Annotated in this window: 11 protein-coding genes and 1 pseudogene; 4 read left to right on the top strand and 8 right to left on the bottom strand. The window is 67.3% G+C overall.

Annotated elements, in window-relative coordinates; translation table 11 throughout:
- Window positions 1–31: 31 nt before the first annotated feature.
- Window positions 32–301 (top strand): annotated as a pseudogene (locus IG05_RS46110) (IS630 family transposase); the annotation flags it as partial.
- Between the two features lie 523 nt (window positions 302–824).
- Here the strand turns inward: IG05_RS46110 and IG05_RS0138090 are convergent.
- Window positions 825–1,787 (bottom strand): chlorinating enzyme, encoded by a 963-nt coding sequence (locus IG05_RS0138090; protein ID WP_030348699.1) that lies wholly within the window; start codon window positions 1,785–1,787, stop codon window positions 825–827.
- 5 nt (window positions 1,788–1,792) lie between these two features.
- The gene (locus IG05_RS0138085) at window positions 1,793–3,619 is read right to left on the bottom strand and encodes an amino acid adenylation domain-containing protein (protein ID WP_234336196.1); all 1,827 of its coding nucleotides are present in this window, start codon (window positions 3,617–3,619) and stop codon (window positions 1,793–1,795) included.
- A gap of 1,707 nt (window positions 3,620–5,326) precedes the next feature.
- Here IG05_RS0138085 and IG05_RS0138080 point away from each other — a divergent pair.
- Genes IG05_RS0138080 through IG05_RS48110 form a run of 3 tightly spaced genes read left to right on the top strand, consistent with a single transcriptional unit; the run spans window position 5,327 to window position 10,363 of the window.
- Window positions 5,327–8,314, top strand: coding sequence for a lantibiotic dehydratase (locus IG05_RS0138080; protein ID WP_051790689.1), 2,988 nt, complete (start codon window positions 5,327–5,329; stop codon window positions 8,312–8,314).
- Window positions 8,307–9,935: a condensation domain-containing protein gene (locus IG05_RS0138075; RefSeq protein WP_158839109.1), complete on the top strand. Its 1,629-nt coding sequence runs from the start codon at window positions 8,307–8,309 to the stop codon at window positions 9,933–9,935. The genes IG05_RS0138080 and IG05_RS0138075 overlap by 8 nt, the downstream gene beginning before the upstream one ends.
- Window positions 9,932–10,363, top strand: coding sequence for a cysteine peptidase family C39 domain-containing protein (locus IG05_RS48110; RefSeq protein WP_158839107.1), 432 nt, complete (start codon window positions 9,932–9,934; stop codon window positions 10,361–10,363). The genes IG05_RS0138075 and IG05_RS48110 overlap by 4 nt, the downstream gene beginning before the upstream one ends.
- A 42-nt stretch (window positions 10,364–10,405) precedes the next feature.
- Here IG05_RS48110 and IG05_RS0138070 read toward each other — a convergent pair whose 3' ends face one another.
- From IG05_RS0138070 to IG05_RS0138040, 6 genes are all read right to left on the bottom strand, one after another.
- Window positions 10,406–11,029, bottom strand: coding sequence for a 2OG-Fe(II) oxygenase (locus tag IG05_RS0138070; protein ID WP_158839105.1), 624 nt, complete (start codon window positions 11,027–11,029; stop codon window positions 10,406–10,408).
- Between the two features lie 47 nt (window positions 11,030–11,076).
- On the bottom strand, window positions 11,077–13,791 hold the full coding sequence (locus IG05_RS43980) for a condensation domain-containing protein (protein ID WP_030348694.1): 2,715 nt from the start codon (window positions 13,789–13,791) through the stop codon (window positions 11,077–11,079).
- Window positions 13,792–13,803: 12 nt separating this feature from the next.
- Complete coding sequence (locus IG05_RS43975; RefSeq protein WP_051790687.1) at window positions 13,804–15,042, bottom strand: hypothetical protein; 1,239 nt, start codon at window positions 15,040–15,042, stop codon at window positions 13,804–13,806.
- Window positions 15,043–15,095: 53 nt separating this feature from the next.
- Entirely contained in the window at window positions 15,096–15,341 is a 246-nt protein-coding gene (locus IG05_RS0138050; protein ID WP_030348692.1) for an acyl carrier protein, read from the bottom strand.
- 73 nt (window positions 15,342–15,414) lie between these two features.
- Window positions 15,415–16,266, bottom strand: a complete 852-nt coding sequence (locus IG05_RS0138045; protein ID WP_030348691.1) for a 3-hydroxyacyl-CoA dehydrogenase family protein — start codon at window positions 16,264–16,266, stop codon at window positions 15,415–15,417.
- 46 nt (window positions 16,267–16,312) lie between these two features.
- Complete coding sequence (locus tag IG05_RS0138040; RefSeq protein WP_267883339.1) at window positions 16,313–20,728, bottom strand: type I polyketide synthase; 4,416 nt, start codon at window positions 20,726–20,728, stop codon at window positions 16,313–16,315.
- Window positions 20,729–20,730: the final 2 nt, after the last annotated feature.

The following is a 20,730-nucleotide window of genomic DNA, read 5'->3' as shown; positions in this document are numbered from 1 at the left end:
GGCACCGGCCGGGTGGCGCAGACAGGACATCTGGCTGCTGGCGCAGCCGCGGTTCCACCTGCACTTCACGCCCACCAGCGCATCATGGCTGAACCTGGTCGAGCGGTGGTTCGCCGAACTCACGCAGAAGAAGCTCAAGCGCGGCGTCCACCGCTCCGTCCAAGCCCTCGAACGCGACATCCGATCCTGGCTCGCCGACTGGAACGAGCACCCCAGACCGTTCATCTGGACCAAGACAGCAGACGAGATCCTCGACAAAGCCGCCGCCTACTGCCACCGAATCTCTGACTCAGGTCACTAGCATGTCGCTGGCGGGCCAGTCACAGAAATGCGCGAATGGAGATCAGCGCACCGGCCGGCTACCAGCCGCTGCGTCGGCCGGTTGCGTGGAGTTCGAACTGAAACCGTCCGAGGCTCGGCGTCTTCGTCCGGGACGACACGACAGGCCTCAACAGCGAGCCGCTGGCCACGGCACACAGGACCAGCGGCTGACGATCAGCCACACCCGCCGAGGCCCCGGGTCCGTGGCCTGATGCCCGCAACACCCAAGGGTAGTGGCTGGTGCGGACCTGGCGTCGTCGCCGGCGGTGCCAGGTCGACCAGTGCAGGATGGGCTCGACGGGTGTGGACCGTCTGGAAGCATTCCTCGATCGCCCATCGGCCGCCCGCGACGCGGATCAACTCCGCGGAGGCGGAGCCCTCGCCGGTACCGCAACGGTGTTCCGCATCGGGCGGACGAGGATCGGCATGGCCCGCGTGGACGGGCCGGCCGCCACTTCGATCAGCTCGCTCGGCTCACTCCCGCTCGCGCTCGGCGGTGCCGGTCACCGGACGGTGAACGCGTGGCCGCGGGTGGTACGGGTGACGAGCCGGTTGTGGGTGTAGGTGTTCTCACCGGCGACGAGTACGGCACCGTACTTCTCCAGACTCACCCGGCCGCCGTACTCCTCGATCTCCTCTGTGTCGGGGTAGACGCGCACCGAGGTGGGTACGTACCGGGCTGCGAAGCCCAGGCGCATCTCGTCGGTGTTCCCGCTGTGCGGGTGCGAGGCGTGCATCAGTGTCGACCAGAACATGATGGCCTCGCCCGGGCGCATCACCATCGACACCGCCTTGGACTCGTCCGGGCTCCATTCCGGGTCGATCTGGAGCTCGCGGTAGTCGTAGCCGAAGAAGCCCCGTTTGACATCGCCCTTTCTCTCCCGGTTGATCCGCTCGGGGAAGTAGTGCATCCGCTTGGTCTCGTCGTAGAACATCGACTGCTGGGTGCCCGGCATGAACTGAAGGCAGCCGTTCTCCTCGTTGGCCTCGGTGAACGCTGTCCACACGGTGATCGTGCCACCGAAGTGGACCGCGTCGCCCGGCCACAGGATCTGCGGCTGGCCGGAGGCGTTGGCGAAAGTGTCGGCCTGGTGCCAGTCGGTGCCCTCGTCGCCCGGGTACTTGGGGAAGAACTCGGTGCGCCAGTTCAGCACGTCCGGGCCCAGGACGCTGCGCACCCGGTCCACGATCTCCTGCCGGCATATGTGGTCGGCGAGGAACGTGGAGTCCAGGTGGCGGTCGTAGTTGGAGATGTTAGTGTTCCCCGATTCGGCCGCCTCGTCGCCGTAGACCGCCATCGAACGGTCCATCAGCGCCAACCGCTCCTTGCGCCAGGCGTCCTTCATCTCCTCGATCTCGTACACCTTGAACGGGCCGAGGAAGCCCTGCTCGCGGAAGCGGGCCAGTTCCTCGGGGCTCAGCGCGAACGTGCGGTCCGCGCCCGGCGTGATCGGTTCCGTGGTCATCAGGCTCAGGCTCCCATGCTCTGCGTGGTGGCGGAGTCGACACAGATGGCGAGCTGCCGCACGCTGGCGACACCCCCCAGGTCGGTGACGTTGACGGTGATGCCGAAGTGCTGGTTGACGGCGTGCAGGATGCGGACGAAGGCCAGCGAGGTGGCCCCTATGTCGAACAGGTCAGTGTCGGAGTCGGGCACTTCGCGGCCCAGCACCTCCTGGGCGATGTCCCGCACGACCCGCTCCGGCACGCGTGGCGCCGTGTCGTCCGGCTCTTCGGCGGGCGCGTGCCAGGGCAGGGCGAGCGCGGCCACCGCGGAGCGATCCGTTTTGCCTTCCGGCGTCAGGGGGAGAGACGGCACCAGCCGGTAGGCGGACGGCCGCAGATGCGCCGGGAGCGTCCGGCGGGCCAGCTCTGCGACCTCCTCCGTGAGCGCGGCCGCGGCCCGGGGGCCGAACCCGCGCGGAGCGTCACCCGCAGCGAGCAGATAGGCGGTGAGCCGCGCATCGCCGTCACCATGGTCCTCCGCCACGACGACGGCCTGAGCCACCTTCGGATGGACGGCCAGGGCCGCTTCCACCTCGCCCGGCTCGATGCGGAAGCCGCGCACCTTCAGCTGCGCGTCGATCCGGCCCAGATACAGCAGCTCCCCGCCGGCTGTCCGGAGGGCCAGGTCGCCGCTGCGGTAACAGCGCTCGCCGTTGATCTCCAGAAAGCGCTCTGCTGTCAGGTCCGGGCGGTTGACGTAGCCGCGGGCCACCCCGGGCCCGAAGACATGGACCTCACCAGGCTCTCCGTCGAGCACCGGCGCGCCCGAGGAGTCGAGCAGCCGGACGATCAGGTCGTCCAGCGGTACGCCGATGGGGCTGGCGTTCAGCTCCAGGTCGGCCTCGGTGAGCGTGTGGTGGGTGACATGGACGGTCGTCTCTGTGATTCCGTACATGTTGACCAGACGCGGCCCACGCTGCCCGTACCGGGCGAACCACGGCCGCAGCAGCGCCGGGTCCAGCCGCTCACCCCCGAACACGACCAGGCGCAGGTTGTCGAGGCCGTCCTCCTCCTCGTCCACAAGGGCCAGTTGACGGAACGCGGACGGCGTCTGGTTGAGGACGGTCACCCCCTCGTCGGCCAGGAGAGCCCGGAACTCCGTGGGCGAGCGGGCCACTTCGGACGGCACGACGACCAGCCGACCGCCGTGCAGCAGTGCCCCCCACATCTCCCAGACGGAGAAGTCGAAGCTCGCCGAGTGAAAGAGCGTCCAGACGTCGTCGGGTCCGAAGCCGTAAGTGCCGGCCGTCTGTTCGAAGAGCCGGAGCACATTGCGGTGCTCGACCGCCACGCCCTTGGGGACACCCGTCGAGCCGGAGGTATGGATGACATAGGCGAGATCGCCGCCGCCGGAGGAGGTGGTGGCCGGCGCGGCGGCCGGGGCGCGGTCGCTCTCGTCGCCCGGTGCCCCAGCCACCACCACGGGACAGTCGACGGGAGGCAGCAGGTCCGCCGTCTTGGCGGCCGTGACCACGGCCCGGGCGCCGCTCTCCCTCAGCAGCAGGGCGACGCGCTCCGCCGGGTAGTCCGGGTCGACCGGCACATAGCCCCCGTCGGCCTTGAGAATGCCCAGCAGGCCGATGAGCAACTCCGTGGACCGGTCCGCGAACAGCACGACCGGTACGTCGGGGCCGACCCCGAGAGTCCGCAGCCGCGCAGCCAGCTCGCCGGCGCGGGCGTTCAGCTGGGCATAACTCAAGCTGCCGTCCGGGGCCGTCACCGCGACCCGGTCCGGGCCCTGGCGCACCACCTCTTCGAACCGGTGGTGCAGGCATGTACTTGACGACGTCACAACGGTGTCCTCCAGACATGGTTCTGCCGGATGTGGATCCACGGGTGAAACGCGCGGTGCCGCGCGGCTCAGCGTCGTCCGGCCGACGGGGCAGGGTTCTGCCGAGCAGCACCGCGGCATTCCGCGTCAGCCGGTCCGCGATCGCCTCGACGTGCCGGATGCGCCAGCCGGCCGGGTCGGCCGGTGACAGCGGTGCGCCGGAAGCCCGGTCCGCGGAACGCGGACAGCGGGGCGCGGTTCGGTAGCAGCCCCCACGGGGCCCCGGCCGGGCCGGAGGAGGCGCGTGGAGCGGCGAATACGGACCCTCCGGCGGGCGACGAGTATGGCGCCGCCATCGGCCGGACGGCCGTCCGAGGTGGACGCGCTCAGCTCCTGGTAGGTGACGGGGCGTCTGGGCGGCTCGGGGAACCGGTCCCCGGCGAGCTCATACCCGCGGGCGCCGTCGCGCGAGCAGGTCCGGCAGGGAGTACCGTGCTCCTCGGACTGCCGCCGGCAGAGCCCCTGGTACGGCGTCACGCCGCACTGATGGCGGGTTCCGGCCGTCCGGCCCGGTATCAGATGACTGAGCAGCTCGTACTCCTTCACGGTCGGCGGATGCCACCGGGCGATGCCGGTGCCGATGCGGCGTGAGGTCAGCCGCTGTTCGACGGCAACGCGTGACCCCGTGGCGGCACTTCGAAGCGCAGTGGAGCAACAGGTGAATTACGTTCTCTGCTCCGGGCCGGGACCTGGATGCGATCCGCCGGTGAGCACAGCGCCACATGCGCAATTCGGCGCGGTAGATGTTGTCAGGCTCCCGCACAGTACACCAGCGTCGAGGCCACTCGCTGCTGAATGGCGTTGCCCTCGGGATCTTGAACGTTCTCGAAGTGACGTAAACCGTCAGCATCCGGGCCGTGCCGTGCTCCCCGAGGGGCCGCCGATCGCGCCGACGGGAAGGCTGATGAGTGACCGCTAGTTCTTACCGGCGCTTCCAATCAAAGTCAAGATGGCTCACGGTCATACCAATCGATCCGCATGACGCGACTTCAGCGCGACGGCGAAAGGCAACCTGCGTCGGGAGGAAACTGCTTGTCAGAGGCGTGGAGGGCGTCATGCTTTTTCTGTTGCCGGTCGAGGGGATTCCCCTATCTCCGAGACGGTTGAGCCGTCCGTTATCGCTGGTCACGAGCGATGCAGGCGCGTCACCACGCCCCAAACGCACACCTTTTGTGACATCCAGGCGTCGAGCGCTCGGACCCGGTCAAGGAGAAGCCGCGGCGTGGCCGAAATTCGTCCCTGATTCGGTTGAAGGGCGCTATTGACGATCTTCTGTGACGGCAGGGAAGATCGAGAGGTTCCTTCGTTCGAGACTTATCAACCATTGGGGGTGAGTCATGGAGTTTGAGGACCTGGACATCCGTTCTTTGGACGATGAAGAGCTGGATGACACCGAGGGTGGATCCGAAGCAGTTGTTCTGGGTACCAAGCCCACCTGATAGCCCGGAAAAATCGGCTTGACGGAGCAAGGCAGTGGGTGTCGGCCGAAGGAAATCGCGGTCGGCACCCACTGTGCACGCGATTCCTTGCCTTGTTCGGGGGTGGTGGGAAATCATGCCGCCATATCGGCACGCCGGGGGCGGGTTGCTGCGATCGGCAGCGCTGGCGACCGACCAAGTTCCTCGGCCTTGGCCGTCTCCGGACGACGTGACCGGGTGCCGGGCATGGATGGAGCAGGCATGGGCCGTGCCCGGGGTCGCCGACGCCGTCAAGCTGGCCAGCCCTCTTCTGGCTGCCCGTACAGAGCAGATCCTCGGCGGTTCACCCGTCGCTGAGCGCCGTGTGCGTCGCGCCGCCATGGCCCTCATGCGCTATGTGCTACGAGCTACCGGACGTCCCACTCCCTTCGGTCTCTTCGCCGGAGTCGCGCCGCTGGAATTCGGGTCGACGCCCAGTGTTCTCCACGGGACCGGTCACTTTTCCGTCGCCAAGGTCGACGCTGCCTGGCTCGCCGACGTCATCAGCCGTTTCGAGGCATGCCCCGAACTCCTGGAACGCCTGCACGTAGTTTTCAGCGACCTCGCCGTGCGTAGCGGCGAACGCATGGAACTGGCTCGCGGTCCGGGCGGGGTGACGATGCGCCATACCAGTGCCGTTCGCGTATTGCGCAGCGCCGCCGCCGCCCCGCTGCTGTTCTCGGAACTCATCGGCCGGATGGCTGAAGAATTTCCTGATGCCGGACAGCGGGACATCAGACTCCTTCTTTCGGGGCTCGTGAGGCATGGATTTCTTGTCTCCTCTCTTCACGCACCGCTCACCGTCCCCGACCCGCTCACGTATCTAATCGACCGGCTCCGCGCCGCCGGAGCAGCCGCGATCGAGACCACGAGAACGCTGCTGCACGAGATCGAGGCCGTGCACATGCAGCTGGCGGCGCACAATCGGCCTGCCGTCAGCCACGACGATCAGCTTCGCCGGCGCGAGTCCCTCAGCCGCCGCATGCGAGGAATCTCCCCAGCAGGCCGTTCACCCCTGGCCGTGGATCTGTTTGTCGACCGGAGAGTACGGATGCCCCCTGCCGTCGTGCGGGAGTTGGAGAAGGCCGCGAGCACACTGGCGCGCCTCAGCCGTCGACCCACCGGCGCAGAGAACTGGCGGGAATACCACAGCGCTTTCTGCGAGCGGTACGGCACGGACGTGCTGGTGCCGTTGCGCGACGTCGTCAACCGGGATTCCGGACTGGGATATCCCGCCGGATACCGGACCAGCACTTGGCCCGGTCCGGGCCCCGGCGACCGTGCGAACGAACGCGACCAGAGGTTGCTCGCCCTCGCTTGGTCAGCGGCTCTCCACGACAGCCGCGAGATCGCCCTGACCGAGGAAATCATCCAGGCACTGGCCGGTGACAGGCCGGCGGAGTCCTGCGATCCACCGCATGTGGAACTGTCCGCGCGGATCCGTGCCACCGACCTCGGCGCCTTGGCCGACGGTGAGTTCACACTGGCCGTTGCTCCCGCACGGTCCGCCGGGGTGCTCACCGGGCGGTTCGCCCCGAACGTCGTAGGCGCGGGCCTTTCGCAGGTGTACCGGTCCGTACCGACCACCACCGCGGGAGCCGTACCCGTCCAGGTGACATGCCCCCCCGCTGACACGGAGCTGGAGAACGTCTGCCGCGTGCCCGCGTACCTCCCCCTCGTGCTCCCGCTCGGCCAGTGCGAAGCGCGGCGGCCGGTGCCCGAGCGGGACATGTCTCTCGAAGAGAGCGACGAGCAGGCCGACGGGGCCGACGTCCTCACGCTCGACGACTTGGCCGTGCTCGCGTCGTACGAACGGCTGTTCCTGGTGAGCGTCAAGCGCCGTCAGGTGGTTGAACCCCAGGTATTCCATGCCTTGGCACTGGAGGCACAGCTCCCGCCCCTCGTACGCTTCCTCGTGGAACTCCCTCGCGCGTTCGACACGGTGTGGGGCGAATTCGACTGGGGACCGCACGCCGCGCGCCTGCCGTACCTGCCCCGGGTACGCCACGGTCGCAGCGTACTGTCACCGGCGCGCTGGCACCTGACCCCTGCTGACCTGCCGGCTGCGGGGGCGGATCCCGCGCAGTGGCACCGAGCCCTCACTCAATGGCGGTCCCGGTGGAAATGCCCGGCCGCCACGGAACTGCGCCACGGCGACCGGACGATGCGGTTGAACCTGGACGAGCCCGCTCACGCGGCTGTCGTTCGTGATCATCTGCTCGCCCACCCGCGGGCGGTGCTGACCGAGACCGAGGGGCCACAGGACTTCGGCTGGATCGGAGGCTACGCCCATGAGGTCGTCCTGCCGCTGTTCACCCGGGACGAGCCGGTGCCGACGCCCATGATCGCGCCACAGCCGGTGCTGCTCGACAGGCGGCACGGACAACTGCCCGGTGCTCCTGGGGCCCACTGGCTGTTCGTGAAGATCTTCGCGCGCGGAGAACGGCACGCCCACATCCTGGCCGAGCGGATGCCTCGGCTTCTGGGCCGGCTCGACGCCTCTCCTCCGTGGTGGTTCGTTCGCTACCGAAGCCCGGGCGAGACGGACCATCTGAGGCTACGCATCAGAACCGACGCCGGTCAGTTCGGCGTGCACGCGGCAGTGGTCGGACAGTGGGCGGAGCGGCTGCGTGACGACGGGCTGGTCACGTCCGTGTCGTTCGACGTGTACCGTCCCGAGGTCGGCCGATATGGGCCTGGGCCGGCCATGGAGGCCGCCGAGTCGGTCTTCGCAGCCGACAGCGCCCTGGTGGCGGGCTTGTTGGGGCACGTCACATCTCCCGGTGAGCAGGTCGCGTGGGCGGCGCTCAACCTGATCGACATCGCGCAGGGCCTGCTGGGAAGCCTCACCGAGGCCATGTCATGGCTGGCGGGCGGTTCCGCGCCTGCTGGACCACCCGTGGAACGGAACGGACTGCGGAACCTGATCCGCTGGATATCGGGCCCCGGAGCGGCCAGGCTGGACGCCCTGTCGGGCGAGGTCGCCGAGGCCCGCCGGCAGCGGTCCGCGGCCTTGCGGCACTACCACGCGCAGCGGCCCGATGAGCTTTCCCTCGACGTGGTGCTGGAGTCGCTCCTGCATATGCATTGCAACCGCCTCCTGGGCTTGGACAGAAATACCGAGAGGATGTGCCGCAAAATGGCCCGGCAGGCGGCTGTCACGTGGCTTGCCCAACGAGAACGGACCGGCAGTGAGTGACGCGAGGGTATCGGCGTACAGCCCGTTGACCGCTGGGCAGGAACTCCATTGGCGGGCACTGTCACAGAACCCTGGGTGGGTCACGGGTGTCTGGCGGCTACAAACAATAGCCGGGGAACTGGACCCGGATTCCCTCCTGTCGGGGATCGACTACGCAGTGCAGAGGAACGCGGCCCTGCGGATCGGGATGAGTGTACGTGACGGCGTGCCGCGGCAGTTTCTGCGCCCGCATCCGCCGGCGCACCGACTCGTCACCGCGAGGGCTGTGAGGGCGGCATCGCCGGATCAGTTCAACCGGTATGTGCAGCGCCTGTGGCGCACCGAGATGGGCCGCTCGTGGGACTTGGCACAGGACTACCCGTTCAGGTTTTTCCTGGTGCGGTACTCCTCGGCCTGTCATGTTCTCCTCGCCGGATTTTCCCACCTGGCCGTGGACGGGACCGCCTGCAATCTCATCATGAGTGACATATGGGAGGCACGTGCGGAGCGGCGGGATGCCGAGCAAGCCGACGAGCGCTATCTCGCAGTCGTAGCCAATCACGCGGGGCGGAGAGCGGGTCGGCAGGCAAGCGCTGAGCAACACTGGGCGAACAGGGCGGCCAGCATACCTCCGGTCATTCAGTTCTGGGGTGATGGCGAGCAGCCGATGCCGGATGCAAAAGCCCAGGTGACCTATGAACCGTTGAGGCTGGCCGGGCAGGAGCTGTCGGCGCTGCGCGAGGCGGTCGCCGATGCGGCATGCACAGAATTCCAGTGGGTTCTCACGGTTTTCGCAGCGTGTATTTTCGCGCTTTCACCGCTCGACCGGATCAAAGTGTCCGTCGTGGTCGACATGCGGGGGGCTTCCGAGCGGGACATGGCTGGGATGTTCGCGATGCGTGTCCCGCTCATCATCGATCGGCAGCCTGCCGCGGAGGACCTCCTGCCGCATGTGCAGAGGCAGCTCCTCCAGTCGATCCGCGCCTGTCGGCGTGCGGATCCGCTGAAGTTGCATGAGGCCCTGGAGCGCAAGGCAGGCGAGATGGGGAGATCCCTCGTGGATGATCTCTCGATCAATTACATGAAGACGGAGCACAGCGCCGCCACACGGCGTGGTGCGGGAATCGAGGTGTCCGAGGCCAGTGTGCCCGAGGGCGCCCGGTTCGATCCCGCAGGTCTGGACTTCCAGGTGTCGAGCCGGCCCGAGTGCCTGACGTACTCGTTCATCGCCGATGAGAAGGTCATGCCGTTCTCGGTGCAGCGTCGATTCCTGACAGCTTTCGGAGCGGCGCTCCCGGTCGGTGCTGCTGCCGTCGCGGAGGCGCTCGCCGACGGGAGGGCGAGCAGGCGGCAGGGGCTCTCACGCATCACGGATCCGCAGGGGCGGGCCGTCCTCGCCGTGAGCACGCGGGATCTGGAGCGTGCGATCCGGGACGTCGAAGGAGTGATCAGCGCCGAAGTCGAGGTGCGCAGGTACGAGGCCGCAACGGACATGCTCCGGGCGCATGTCGTGGCCCAGGAGGACGTCTCGGTCGAGGCGATCCGGGATCACCTGATCCGCGGTGCACGGGAGAACCGGTTCCTCGCCGTGCCGCGATCCATCACCATCGAGATGGTGGAACGGGAGAGTTCATCGCTGTGAGGGGACTGATCGACCGGCTGCGCGGGCATCGGGTGCCTGTTCGCCTGCAAGAGCAGACATGGGACTGCGGACCCGCCTGCCTGTACATGACCCTGAGATATCACGGAATCGATGCGAGCCTTCACCGAATCCGTGACGCGATGGACGTGGATGGGGCCGGTGTATCCGCTCGGGCGCTGCTGGAGACGGGCCGGAAGCTGGGATTGCAGGGCCGCGGGCTACGGGTTTCTGCCAGGGGACTGGCCCGTCTGCCGCCAGGAAGCATTCTCCACTGGAACCCGGACCACTACGTGGTGCTGGAAGGCGTACGGGGCCGGAAAGTGCTGATCGTCGATCCGGCCTCCGGACGGCGTCGTCTCGACGCGGAAACGGTGGCGAGCGCATTCGGCGGCATAGCCCTGGAATTCTACCCCGTGGCCGATGGGTAGCGTCCGAAGCCATTCACCTCGCGCTCACCACCTCCGTCGCCGTCACTCGGTGTTGGTGTAGAAGAATCCGGTGAGTGAGGCCCTGACGTGTTCGCCGGCGTTCATTTCCACACGCTTCACCATGTGCGGGGTTCCCGCCTTGATGACCACCAGCCGGTTCGGCAAGGGAGTTATGTAATTCCCGAAACCTCCCGCTTTCCTCTCGGCGGTGCCGGCGGCTCCCTGCCGACCACGGCTCTCTATTAGAAGCTCCGCACCCCACGAGGCCGACCACTCGGCATGGGCGTAGAAGGTGTACGAAGCGCTCTTGCCCCCTCTGACATCGTCGTGCCAGGAGAGTCCGGCGCCCAGGGGATAGACGTAGGGAGTGCACGTGAAGAAGTCCCAGGACTCACCCTGCTTCCCGGTCCACGGCGACAGGAATTCGGCGGCCTGATCGATTTCATGCACCAGCAGGTCCACAGAATTACCCGACGGAAACTTTTTCGCGTTTTTGGGCGGGTCGGGATAGTGGTGGAAGACCGAGGTACCCACCAGTGGGTCGCCGTCCAGGTGCCGGAACACATAGGACCGGGAGCGCTGACTCTTGACGTACGTGAATGGTTCGGTCGTGAAGTAGGTCTGAATCTGCCTGAGGCTCTCGACGGGCAGGAAGTCGTCGAACACGGCGAAGTCTTCTGTTTCGAATGAAGGTTGCATTCTTCTGCATCCTTTCAGTGAGTCGGGGACTGACCTGGAAATTTCTCTTCAAGGGCGGCGAGGGTCTGGAGCAGACCGGCACGATCGTCCTGGCCGCGGCGCATCGTCGTGAGCACGCTCGCTCCGGTGCCGCTCGCGTCCACGCTCTGCTGGAGGGCCGGGGCGAGGACCGGGTGGGTGCTGATCTCGATCAGCACGTCATGCTCCGCCAGCAGACAATCGGCGGCGTCGAGGAGGAGAACGGGGGAGCGGAGGTTGCGCACGAAATAGCGGGCATCGACCTGACGCCAGTCCAGGACGTCACCCGTTACGGAGGAAGCCATCATGATGCGGCCGGGCCTCGGCCTGAGTGTCCCGATGGCGTTCTCCAGGTCGGCCGCGATGGGGTCGATGGCGGCGCTGTGTGCCGCGAGGTCGACCTGCACCATGGCCGCCAGCACATCTTGGGCCTGGCATCGGGCAACGACTGCTTCCAGGGCGGTTCGCTCACCGGCCAGCACGGTCATCCGCGGTCCGTTCTTCGCGGCGACGGACACCTTGCCCTCGTAGGCGCGCAGCAGCTGTGCCAGCTCGTCCGTGCCGAGTTCGATCGCCGCCATACCGGCGCCCGGCCCCGCCACACGGCGCTGCTGATCGCTGTAGTGATGGACCAGCCGCACGGCCTGCGGCAGGTCCAGGATGCCGGCGATGACACAGGCCGCGATCTCCCCGACACTGTGTCCGGCCACCGCGCCGGGGACCACTCCAGCCGCCTCGAGCCACCGGGCGATGCCGACCTGGATGGCGAAGACGATCGGCTGCACGACTCCGACGTCATCGTTCCTGGCGTCCGGCTCGTCGAGGAAGATCTCTTGGACGAGCGACCACCCGGTATAGGGCGCGAGAAGGCTGTCGCATTCCTCCAGGACGGCGCGGAACACTGGTTCTGTGCGGAAAAGCGTTCGTCCCATCCCCACCCACTGCTGCCCGTAAGGGGAGCAGACGAAGGCGATCCGAGGCCGCCTTCCTCCGAGGCGGCGGGGACCGACCGCGGGGCCGGCGCTCCGTCGTTCCCCCGCACCGCCCTCCACGAAATCCGGACGCCGCGCTCCGGTCAACTCGCTCAGCCGCCGGTCCGGGTCGCGGGCGGCACCCAGTACGGCCAAGAAGTCCCGCAGCAGCCGCTCCGCGTCCTCGCTGCCGTACAGGTCACGGGCGAAGGTGAGGCTCACGTCCATACCGGCCGGCTGCTGGTCTTCCGTGGTCCGTTCGAACAGCTCGAACCGGAGATCGAACCGCGTGACACCTTCATCGACCGGCTGCGGTCGCACCTCCACCCCGTCCAGGCTCAGTCGGGCTTCCTCATTGCTCTGGAAGGCGAGCATGACCTGGATGAGGGGATGCGAGGTTGCGGATCGAGGAGGATTGAGCAGCTGCACCAAGTGATCGAAGGGCACGTCCTGGTGCGCGAAAGCCGCGAGATCGGTGCTGCGGACCCGGCCCAGCAGTTCCCGGAACGTCGGATCGCCGTCGGTGTTTGTCCGCAACACGAGCGTGTTGACGAAGAACCCCACGAGATCGTCCAGGTCGGGGTCCGCGCGCCCGGCCGTCGGAGTGCCGATGGCGATGTCGGTGCCCGCGCCTCGAAGGGTGAGCATGGCTGCCAACGCCGCGTGCACCGTCATGAAGACGCTGGCTCCCGTCGCCCGGGCGAGTTCCTGAAGAGCGCCATGCGTTTCCGGCGCGATGCCGGCTCTGACCGTGCTGCCCCGGTACGTGGGGACGTCCGTGCGCTCCGCCGTCACGTCGGTCCGCAACCGGTGGGGCATGCTGGCCAGTTCCTTTTGCCAGAAGCGGGCCTGACGGCCGATGAGGCTGTCCGCGTCGCGAGGGTCGCCCAGTACGTTGTGCTGCCAGAGGGTGAAGTCCACGTACTGCACGGGTAGTTCACGCCAGGCGGGAGCTTTGCCACGACGCCGTGCCTCGTAGGCGCACGCCAGGTCCCGGACCAGTGGCGCCATCGACCAGCCGTCGCAGGCGATGTGGTGCACGACCAGCAGCAGGACGTGCACCTCGTCGGCCAGCCGGAACAGCGTCGCACGCAGCGCCGTCTCAGCGGTGAGGTCGAAGGGATAGCGAACGGCGGTCGTCAGGCGTCGCGGTAACTCTTCCTCGGTGACGGCGACGACCGGCAGTGGGACGGGAGCCTCGTCGGGATCGAGCACAACCTGCTGGGGCCGGCCGTCCCAGTCCGGATAGGCCGTGCGCAGACTCTCGTGCCGGTGTATCAGGTCGTCGAGCGCCCGCTCAACGGCTCGGACGTTCAGCGGCCCGCGCAGCCGGTACGCGATGGGCATGTTGTAGGTGGCCGCCGCACCGTGCAACCGGTTCAGGAACCACAGGCGCCGTTGGGTGTGGGACAGCGGGATCTCCGGCCCTCGCTCCATCCGGCGCAGGCGCGGGCGCCGACGACCGCCGGCGTGCGCGAGATGCGCGGCGAGCGACGCGACGGTCGGCGACTCGAATACGGTGCGCAGCGGTATCTCGACGTCCAGCACCGCACGTACACGTGCGGACAGCCTTCCGGCGAGCAGTGAGTGGCCGCCGAGCTGGAAGAACGAGTCGTCGATGCTGACGCGGTCCACCTTGAGCACGTCGCAGAAGATGGCACAGAGGACTTCTTCCTCGGGTGTACGGGGAGCCCGTCCCTCGGAAACCGTGCGCACGACGGCGGAGTCGGCCTCGTTCATATCAAGGCCTGCTCACGCCGCGACGCCGGAACGCACGGCGTCCGGCCAGCGCTCGGGATCCACGCCGTACTGGCACAGGAAGGCGTAGACGAGCCGTTCCAGGCCGAACCCGACACATCCACTCCTGATCGGCCCGTCGACGCCCTGGTTGATGCCGAAGGCCTTTCCGAACAGATCGTCGTGGAAGTTGAACGAGGCCACGGCGATGCTTCGGTCGGCGCCGACGTGGAGCCGCAGCTCGTACTTGAGTTCCATGAGGCGCTGCGACCAGATGCGTGCGCCGGTGTCCGCGCCCGAGAAGAACGGATCGTTGCCGACCTCGCACGACCCACTGAGTCCGAGGCCGTCGACGTAGTCGAGGACTTGCTGCATGAACCGGCCCCGGGCGTCGAGGACGTCCTCGCGTGAGCCCAGGAACACGACCTCCCGAATCGTGAAGTCCCACAGTCTCTCCAGGGTGGCCGCGTAGGCGGCCTCGAAACGGAAGGACTTGCCGCGGGAAGTGACGACATGGAGTCGGCCGGACTCCAGGGTCCTGCCCTGGAACTGGTGGAACGTGTGGTAGCACATGGTGGGCGGGAGACAGTAGTCCACATTGCCGCAGTAGCCCAGAACAGTGGAGTCGACACCGGCATCGGTGTACTTCTCCTGGAAGGCGCGATAGACGTCGATGTCGTTGTGGAGCCGGCTCACCAGCATGAGATGGTGCGGAAACGACGTGATGTAGCCCGACGTCTCCAGCGCCCGCGTACTGATGAGCGTCGGGTACCGGTACTCCGTCGCCGTGAAGTCCCTGGCCAGAATCTCCCGTACGGAGCGGTCGAAGTAGGCGAAGAGGGACAGCAGCGGTTCCCCGATGGCCACCTGGCCCTCACCGGCAACGCTCACCGCGCCCGTCTCCAGCAGCCGCTCGAACACGCCGGCCTCCGCGCCTGGCCGGTACGGCGACGCCCAGACGGTTTTGCCGGGGGTCACCCACTGGGTGCGAATGTCCGTGTCCACCATGTGGTTGACCTTCTGGGTCAGCACATCGTCAGGGACAGGGGTGTCCACGGTCAGCGACACACCGCGCACCTCACCGTCGGTCACGATCAGGTCGTACTCGGTGATCTCCGGCGACACGAAGAGCAGACGCCGTTCGATCTCCGGTGCGAGGGCTTCGGGTACCGGGGCGTTCAGACCGACGGGGACACGAATGCCACGAGCGCGCCCGAGGCCGGCCTGCTGCTGTACTCGCGGGGTCTCGTTCATGACGGGAAGCTCCTAGCCCTGGGGAAACGGAAGGCCGACGACGCGGTGAGCCGTCAGGCCGTTGCTTTGGAGGTGACCAGACGCACCAGCCCGTTCACGGACCGGAAGTTGTCGAAGTGCATGTCGGCAGGGGTCAGGACCAACTTGAACTCGTTCTGCAGGAACATCATGAGCTGCATGGCGAAGAGTGAGTTGACATAGCCGAGGGCGAAGAAGTCATCGTCGTCGGCCAGGGAATGGCCGTTGACATGAGGGCTGATGAATTCTCGGATGAGGCTTCGCGCGTCGTTCTGCTTCATGCTGGTGCCCTTCGGGTGGTGACGGATGTGATTGGGCCCGGAGGCGAGGTGGAAGCGGGGCTGGGCCGTGCGATCAATAGGTGAAGAACCCGCGCCCTGTCTTCCGGCCGAGCAGGCCGGCGTCGACCATCCGCTGGAGGAGCGGAGCGGGGCGGTACTTGCTGTCCCGGAAGCTCTCGTAGAGGACGATGGTCGAGTTCAGGATCGTGTCGAGCCCGATGAGGTCGGCGGTCTCCAGCGGGCCCATTCTGTGACCGAAACAGCCTCGGAACATCTTGTCGACGCTCTCGGCTGAGGCGACCCCGTCCTGAACGCAGAAGATCGCCTCGTTGATGGTCGGCATGAGCACCCGGTTGGTCACGAAGCCCGGGGCGTCCTGGACGACGATGCCTTCCTTGCCGAGTCCCGTGAGCAGCCGGAGCGAGGCGTCTAACGTGCCGTCCGAGGTGAAATGGCCCCGGACGACTTCCACGGTGTCCACCAGCGGAACCGGGTTCATGAAGTGGAGCCCGATGACCCCCGTGGGACGCCGGGTCACGGAGCCCACTCGGGTGATCGGAACCGCCGAGGTGTTGACACCGAAGATCACCCCGGGGCGGCAGATCTCGTCGATCTCCTCGTACACCTCGCGCTTCACCGACCAGTTCTCGGTGACGTTCTCGACCACGAAGTCGACCTCGGCCAGGTGAGCCAGTCCGACATGCGGGTGGATCCGCGCGAGGACGGTGTCGACATCCTCCTTCAGCGGCTGCCCGGACAGCATGCTGTGCACCAGAAGGTCCCGCCTCACCTGGTCGAGCGCGTCGTCCAGTTGAGCTTGCGATACGTCGACGAGTACGACGCCCGTGCCCGCGTGGGCCAGGGACTGGGCAACGCCGCGGCCGATCGTGCCCGCACCGATCACCCCCACCGTACCGATGTTCATGCGATACCACCTTTCTCCAGGGAGCCGTCGTGGAACGGATGTCGGGTCACGCGGTGGCGGAGTCGAGACGCTGTGCCAGCCCCGCGATCGTGTCGTGGCGATACAGGTCGGCGATCGACAGGGCGATGCCCGTGACCTTCTGGATCCTCTGCGCCAGTCGCAGTGCCATCAACGAGTCGACGCCGAGCGCGAGGGAACTGTCGTACACGTTCAGCTCTGTCAGGCCGAGTTCCTCGGCCCATATGGCGGCCAGTACCTGTTCCGCGGCGCTGTAGGCGCCGTCTTCCCTGCCCAGGAGCCGTAGCCGTCGGTCAAGGACCGCGGTGGGGCCCGTCTCCTTCGGCTGCGCGCGTCGCCGGGCGGAGTCGATGGCTTCCCGGATCGACTCGGACAGGACGAGCGGACCGCGCTGGACCAGCCGGGTGAGGCTCTCGTCCCTGCCGAGCTTGGGGTAGTTCACCTCACCCACGATCACCGATGTGCACGAGGAGGTCAGGATCTCCTCGAAGCTGCTCACCGCGTCCTCGACGGAGAGGGAGCGAAAGAAGCCCTGGTCGTGCCGGACACCGTGATCGGCGGCCATGCCCACGTCGAGCCAGTCGCTCCAGTTGATCGTGACCGTCTGCCGGCCACGTGCCGTTCGCGTGTCCGCGAAACTGTCCAGGTAGCTGTTGGCCGCCGTGTAATCGCTCTGCCCGGCAGCTCCGAAGACGGAGACCGTCGAGCCGAAATTCACCATCAGGCGCGGGGGTGCGTCCTGCGTGACGATGTCCAGCACCTGCGCGCCCACGACCTTCGGGGCCAGAGTGAGCCGGAAGGTCTCCGGGTCCTTCCGGAACAGGAAGCCGTCCCCGGCGATGCCGGCGGCGTGCACGACGCAGCCGATCGGACCCAGCTCGGTCCGGATCTGCCGGACCGTCCGCGTCATCTGCGCCGCATCGGTCACGTCGCCGCGATAGGTGCGCACCTCGGCCCCGGCAGCCGTCAGCTCGCGCAGTGCCTTGATCCGCCGCCGGAGTCCGGCGTCGCGCTCCGCCGCCCGGTCCCACTGCTCCCGTGGCGGCACTGCCATACGTCCTACCAGGGCAAGGCGGACGCTTGGCACTGTGCGGCTCAGATGCCTAGCCACGGCCAGACCGAGGCCGCCCAGCCCGCCCGTGATGAGACACACCTCGCCCGGACGAACGGGTGATGTCCGTGGCTCCCGTGTGACATCGACGGGCACCAGCTCCGGTACATACCGCGCCCCGCCCCGGAGGGCGAGGGCGGCGGGACGACGGCTGTCGAGTAGCTCGTCGCACACCGCCTCGGGACTGGTGTCCGCCGCGATGTCGAGGCACCCCACATCGACGCCCTCGTTCTCCAGCCCGACCACTTTGGCAAGGCCGAACAGCGTCGCGTGCACCGCGTCCGTCGTGTCCTCCCGTCCCGTGACGCGGTTGACGGACGGCGCGACGACGCTGAGCCGGGCGGGCAGCGGTCCGCGTTGCGAGAGACGTCGGACCAGGTCGGCCAGACAGTGGACCCCTAGGAGCAGCTGTCTCTCAAGTTCCGCCGTGTCCGTGTGGATGCGCTCATCGGTCGGCGCCGCGACGTGAACGATGTCCTCGAACGGAACGCCACCGAGCGCGTCCAGGAGACGGGCCATGCCCTCGCCAGTCGGCGGTACGCGGTACCGGTCATCGCTCAGCCGCTCCCAGGTACCGGCAAGGGCGACTTCCGTGACCCTGTGCCCGCGCCCTCGCAGGGCGGCACTCAGCGCCACGGCCATGCTGTCCGCCGCGCCCAGGAGCAGCATCCTGCGGCAGGACAACGGCTCCCGGTGCCCGCGGGGCGCCGGGGCCCAGCGAATGGCGTGGTGGCGGGAGTGGGGGCGCAGCCGGGCCAGCGTACGGCGGGCGTCGCCGACCCGCTTGACGGTGAATCCACGGATCTCGACGGCGGCGGCCCCCTTCTCGTCGTAGATGACGATGTCTGCCTTGCGGACCTCGGCGCCGGCCTCGTAGTCCGCGTGCAGCCGGATGAAGCTCGTCCCGTGCGCGGGCAGGGGGGAGTGAAGGCGCAGCGCGTCGTAGGCGACGGGCAGGAAGAATCCACGCTCGGCATGGGACCGCTGGCCGGCGTCGGCGTCGTCCAGAGCGGCGAAACCCCCGAATCCGGTGGCCAGGTCCAGCAGGGCTGGATGCAGACCGTAGTCCTGGCACTCGGTGGAATGCTCCTCGGGAAGCGCCAGCTCACCGAGGGCACAGCGCACCCCGACATGGACCGTTCGGAGACTGTCCCGCCAACGGCGGCCGAAGGTCATCACCCGGTGCTCGGCCTGGAACCGGCCGGCGTCGACTGTCTCCAGACCGCACTGTGCGCGCAGCACGGTGATATCCCCCCGCGGCGGCTGGGGAAGCGGCCGCACGCTGACCGTTCCCCGCGCGTGCACGGTCCAGTCGTTGTGCGCGGATTCGAGGCTGGCGACGGTGAACTCGACGAGTCCGTCGCCCGTTTCCCGCACCGTCGTATGTACGGTTCGGGTGGCGCCTTCCTGTACCAGAAGTGGCGTGAGGAAGGTGACGTCCCGGATTTCGGTCGCGGAACGTTCCAGCAGAAGTTCGGCAGCAGCGCGACCCATCTCCAGATACGTCGTTCCGGGGACGATGGCTTCGTCGAGGAACCTGTGTTCCGAGAGCACCCAGTGCCGTTCCGAAGAGAATTCGGTACTGAATATGCACAGCCCCATCGACTGGGCCAGAAGCTGTTCCAGCAGAGGATGTGGGGTGAGGGTATGGGTGGTGGGGGTTTGTTGTGGTGTGGGTTTGTGGAGCCAGTGGTGTTTGGGGTTGAGGGGGTGGGTGGGGAGGGGTATGCGGTGGCGGTTTTCGTGTTGGTAGTAGGTGTTCCAGTTGGGGGTGTGTCCGGTGAGCCAGAGGTGGTGGAGTGTGTTGTGGATGTGTTGGGTGGGGGTGGTGGGGTTGTGGGGGTGGGGGAGGGTGGTGTGGGTGGTGGGTTTTTTGGTGTGGGTGGTGGGGATGCGTCGGGTGAGAGCGGTGAGGGTGTGGCCGGGGCCGATTTCGAGGTAGTGGGTGGTGGGGTGTTGGTTGGCTGTGGTGATGGAGGTGGTGAATTCGACGGTTGAGCGGATGTGTTGGGCCCAGTAGTGGGGGTCTTGGGCTTGGTGGTGGGTGAGGGGTTGGCCGGTGGTGTTGGAGATGATGGTGGTGTGGGGGGTGTTGCGTTCGACGCGTTCTATTGCGGTGGCGAAGGTGTCGAGGATGGGGTCCATGAGGGCGGAGTGGAAGGCGTGGTCGGTGGTGAGGGTTTGGGTGGGCCAGCCGTGTTGTTGGGCGTGGTGGGTGAATTCTTGGATGGCGTGGTGGGGTCCGGAGATGACGCAGTCGCGTGGGCCGTTATGGGCGGCGAGGGCGAGTTGTGGGGGGAGGTTTTTTTCGATGGTTGCGCGGTCGGTCATGACGTTGAGCATGGTTCCGGGGGGTTGGTTTTGCATGAGTCGGCCGCGGAGGGTGACGAGGGCGAGGGCGTCGGGGAGGGTGAATATGCCGGCGAGGCAGGCGGCGACCCATTCGCCGAGGCTGTGTCCGATGAGGGTGGTGGGGTGGATTCCCCAGTTTTGCCATTGGCGGGCGAGGGCGTATTCGATGGTGAAGAGGGCGGGTTGGGCGTATTGGGTTTGGGTGAGGGGGTGGGGGGTGTGGTTGGTGTTCCAGAGGATTGTTCGGATGTCGGCGTTGAGGTGGGGGGTGAGGTGGGTGGCGCATTCGTCGACGGTTTCCCGGAATGTTTTGTGTGTGTGGTAGAGGTCGTGGGCCATTCCGGGGTATTGGGTGCCTTGGCCGCTGAAGAGGAAGACGGTGGTGGGGGTGTCGTGGGGGGTGTGGGTGGTGGTGAGGTGGGCGGGGTCGCGGGTGTGGAGGGCGTGGGTGATGGTGTCGAGGTCGGTGCCGGTGACGATGCGTCGGTGGGGGAAGGCGTGTCTGCCGTGGGCGAGGGTGTAGGCGGTGTCGGCGAGGTGGGGGCGGTGGGTTTGCAGGTGGTGGGCGAGTTGGTCGGTGGCTTGTTCGAGGGCGTGTTGGGTGCGGGCTGAGAGGATGAGTGTTTCGGTTTGGCGGGGGCTGGGTGTGGGGGGTGGTGGGGTGGGTGCTTCTTCGAGGATGAGGTGGGCGTTGGTTCCGCCGAAGCCGAAGGCGCTGATGCCGGCGCGGCGGGGGCGGTGGGTGCGGGGCCAGGGGGTGGTCTGGTTTTGTATGCGCAGGGGGCTGGTGGTGAGGTTGATGTCGGGGTTGGGCTGGTGGTGGTTGAGTGTGGCGGGGAGTGTTTCGTGTTGGAGGGCGAGGACGGTTTTGAGCAGGCCGGCCATGCCCGCGGCGGCGTCGAGGTGGCCGACGTTCCCCTTGACCGAGCCCACCGTGCACGAGCCTCCCTCCAAAGCCCGCTCCAACGCCTGGAACTCGATGG

Origin of the sequence: Streptomyces sp. NRRL S-1022 (assembly GCF_000720135.1) — a bacterium.
GTDB lineage: Bacteria > Actinomycetota > Actinomycetes > Streptomycetales > Streptomycetaceae > Streptomyces.
This window is presented reverse-complemented; position numbering and strand designations above follow the sequence as displayed.

Bases quoted from the DNA above. Each gene is read 5' to 3' on its own strand.
- IG05_RS0138090 (WP_030348699.1), bottom strand. From the start codon at position 1,787: ATGACCACGGAACCGATCACGCCGGGCGCGGACCGCACGTTCGCGCTG.
- IG05_RS0138080 (WP_051790689.1), top strand. From the start codon at position 5,327: ATGGAGCAGGCATGGGCCGTGCCCGGGGTCGCCGACGCCGTCAAGCTG.
- IG05_RS43980 (WP_030348694.1), bottom strand. From the start codon at position 13,791: ATGAACGAGGCCGACTCCGCCGTCGTGCGCACGGTTTCCGAGGGACGG.
- IG05_RS43975 (WP_051790687.1), bottom strand. From the start codon at position 15,042: ATGAACGAGACCCCGCGAGTACAGCAGCAGGCCGGCCTCGGGCGCGCT.
- IG05_RS0138050 (WP_030348692.1), bottom strand. From the start codon at position 15,341: ATGAAGCAGAACGACGCGCGAAGCCTCATCCGAGAATTCATCAGCCCT.
- IG05_RS0138045 (WP_030348691.1), bottom strand. From the start codon at position 16,266: ATGAACATCGGTACGGTGGGGGTGATCGGTGCGGGCACGATCGGCCGC.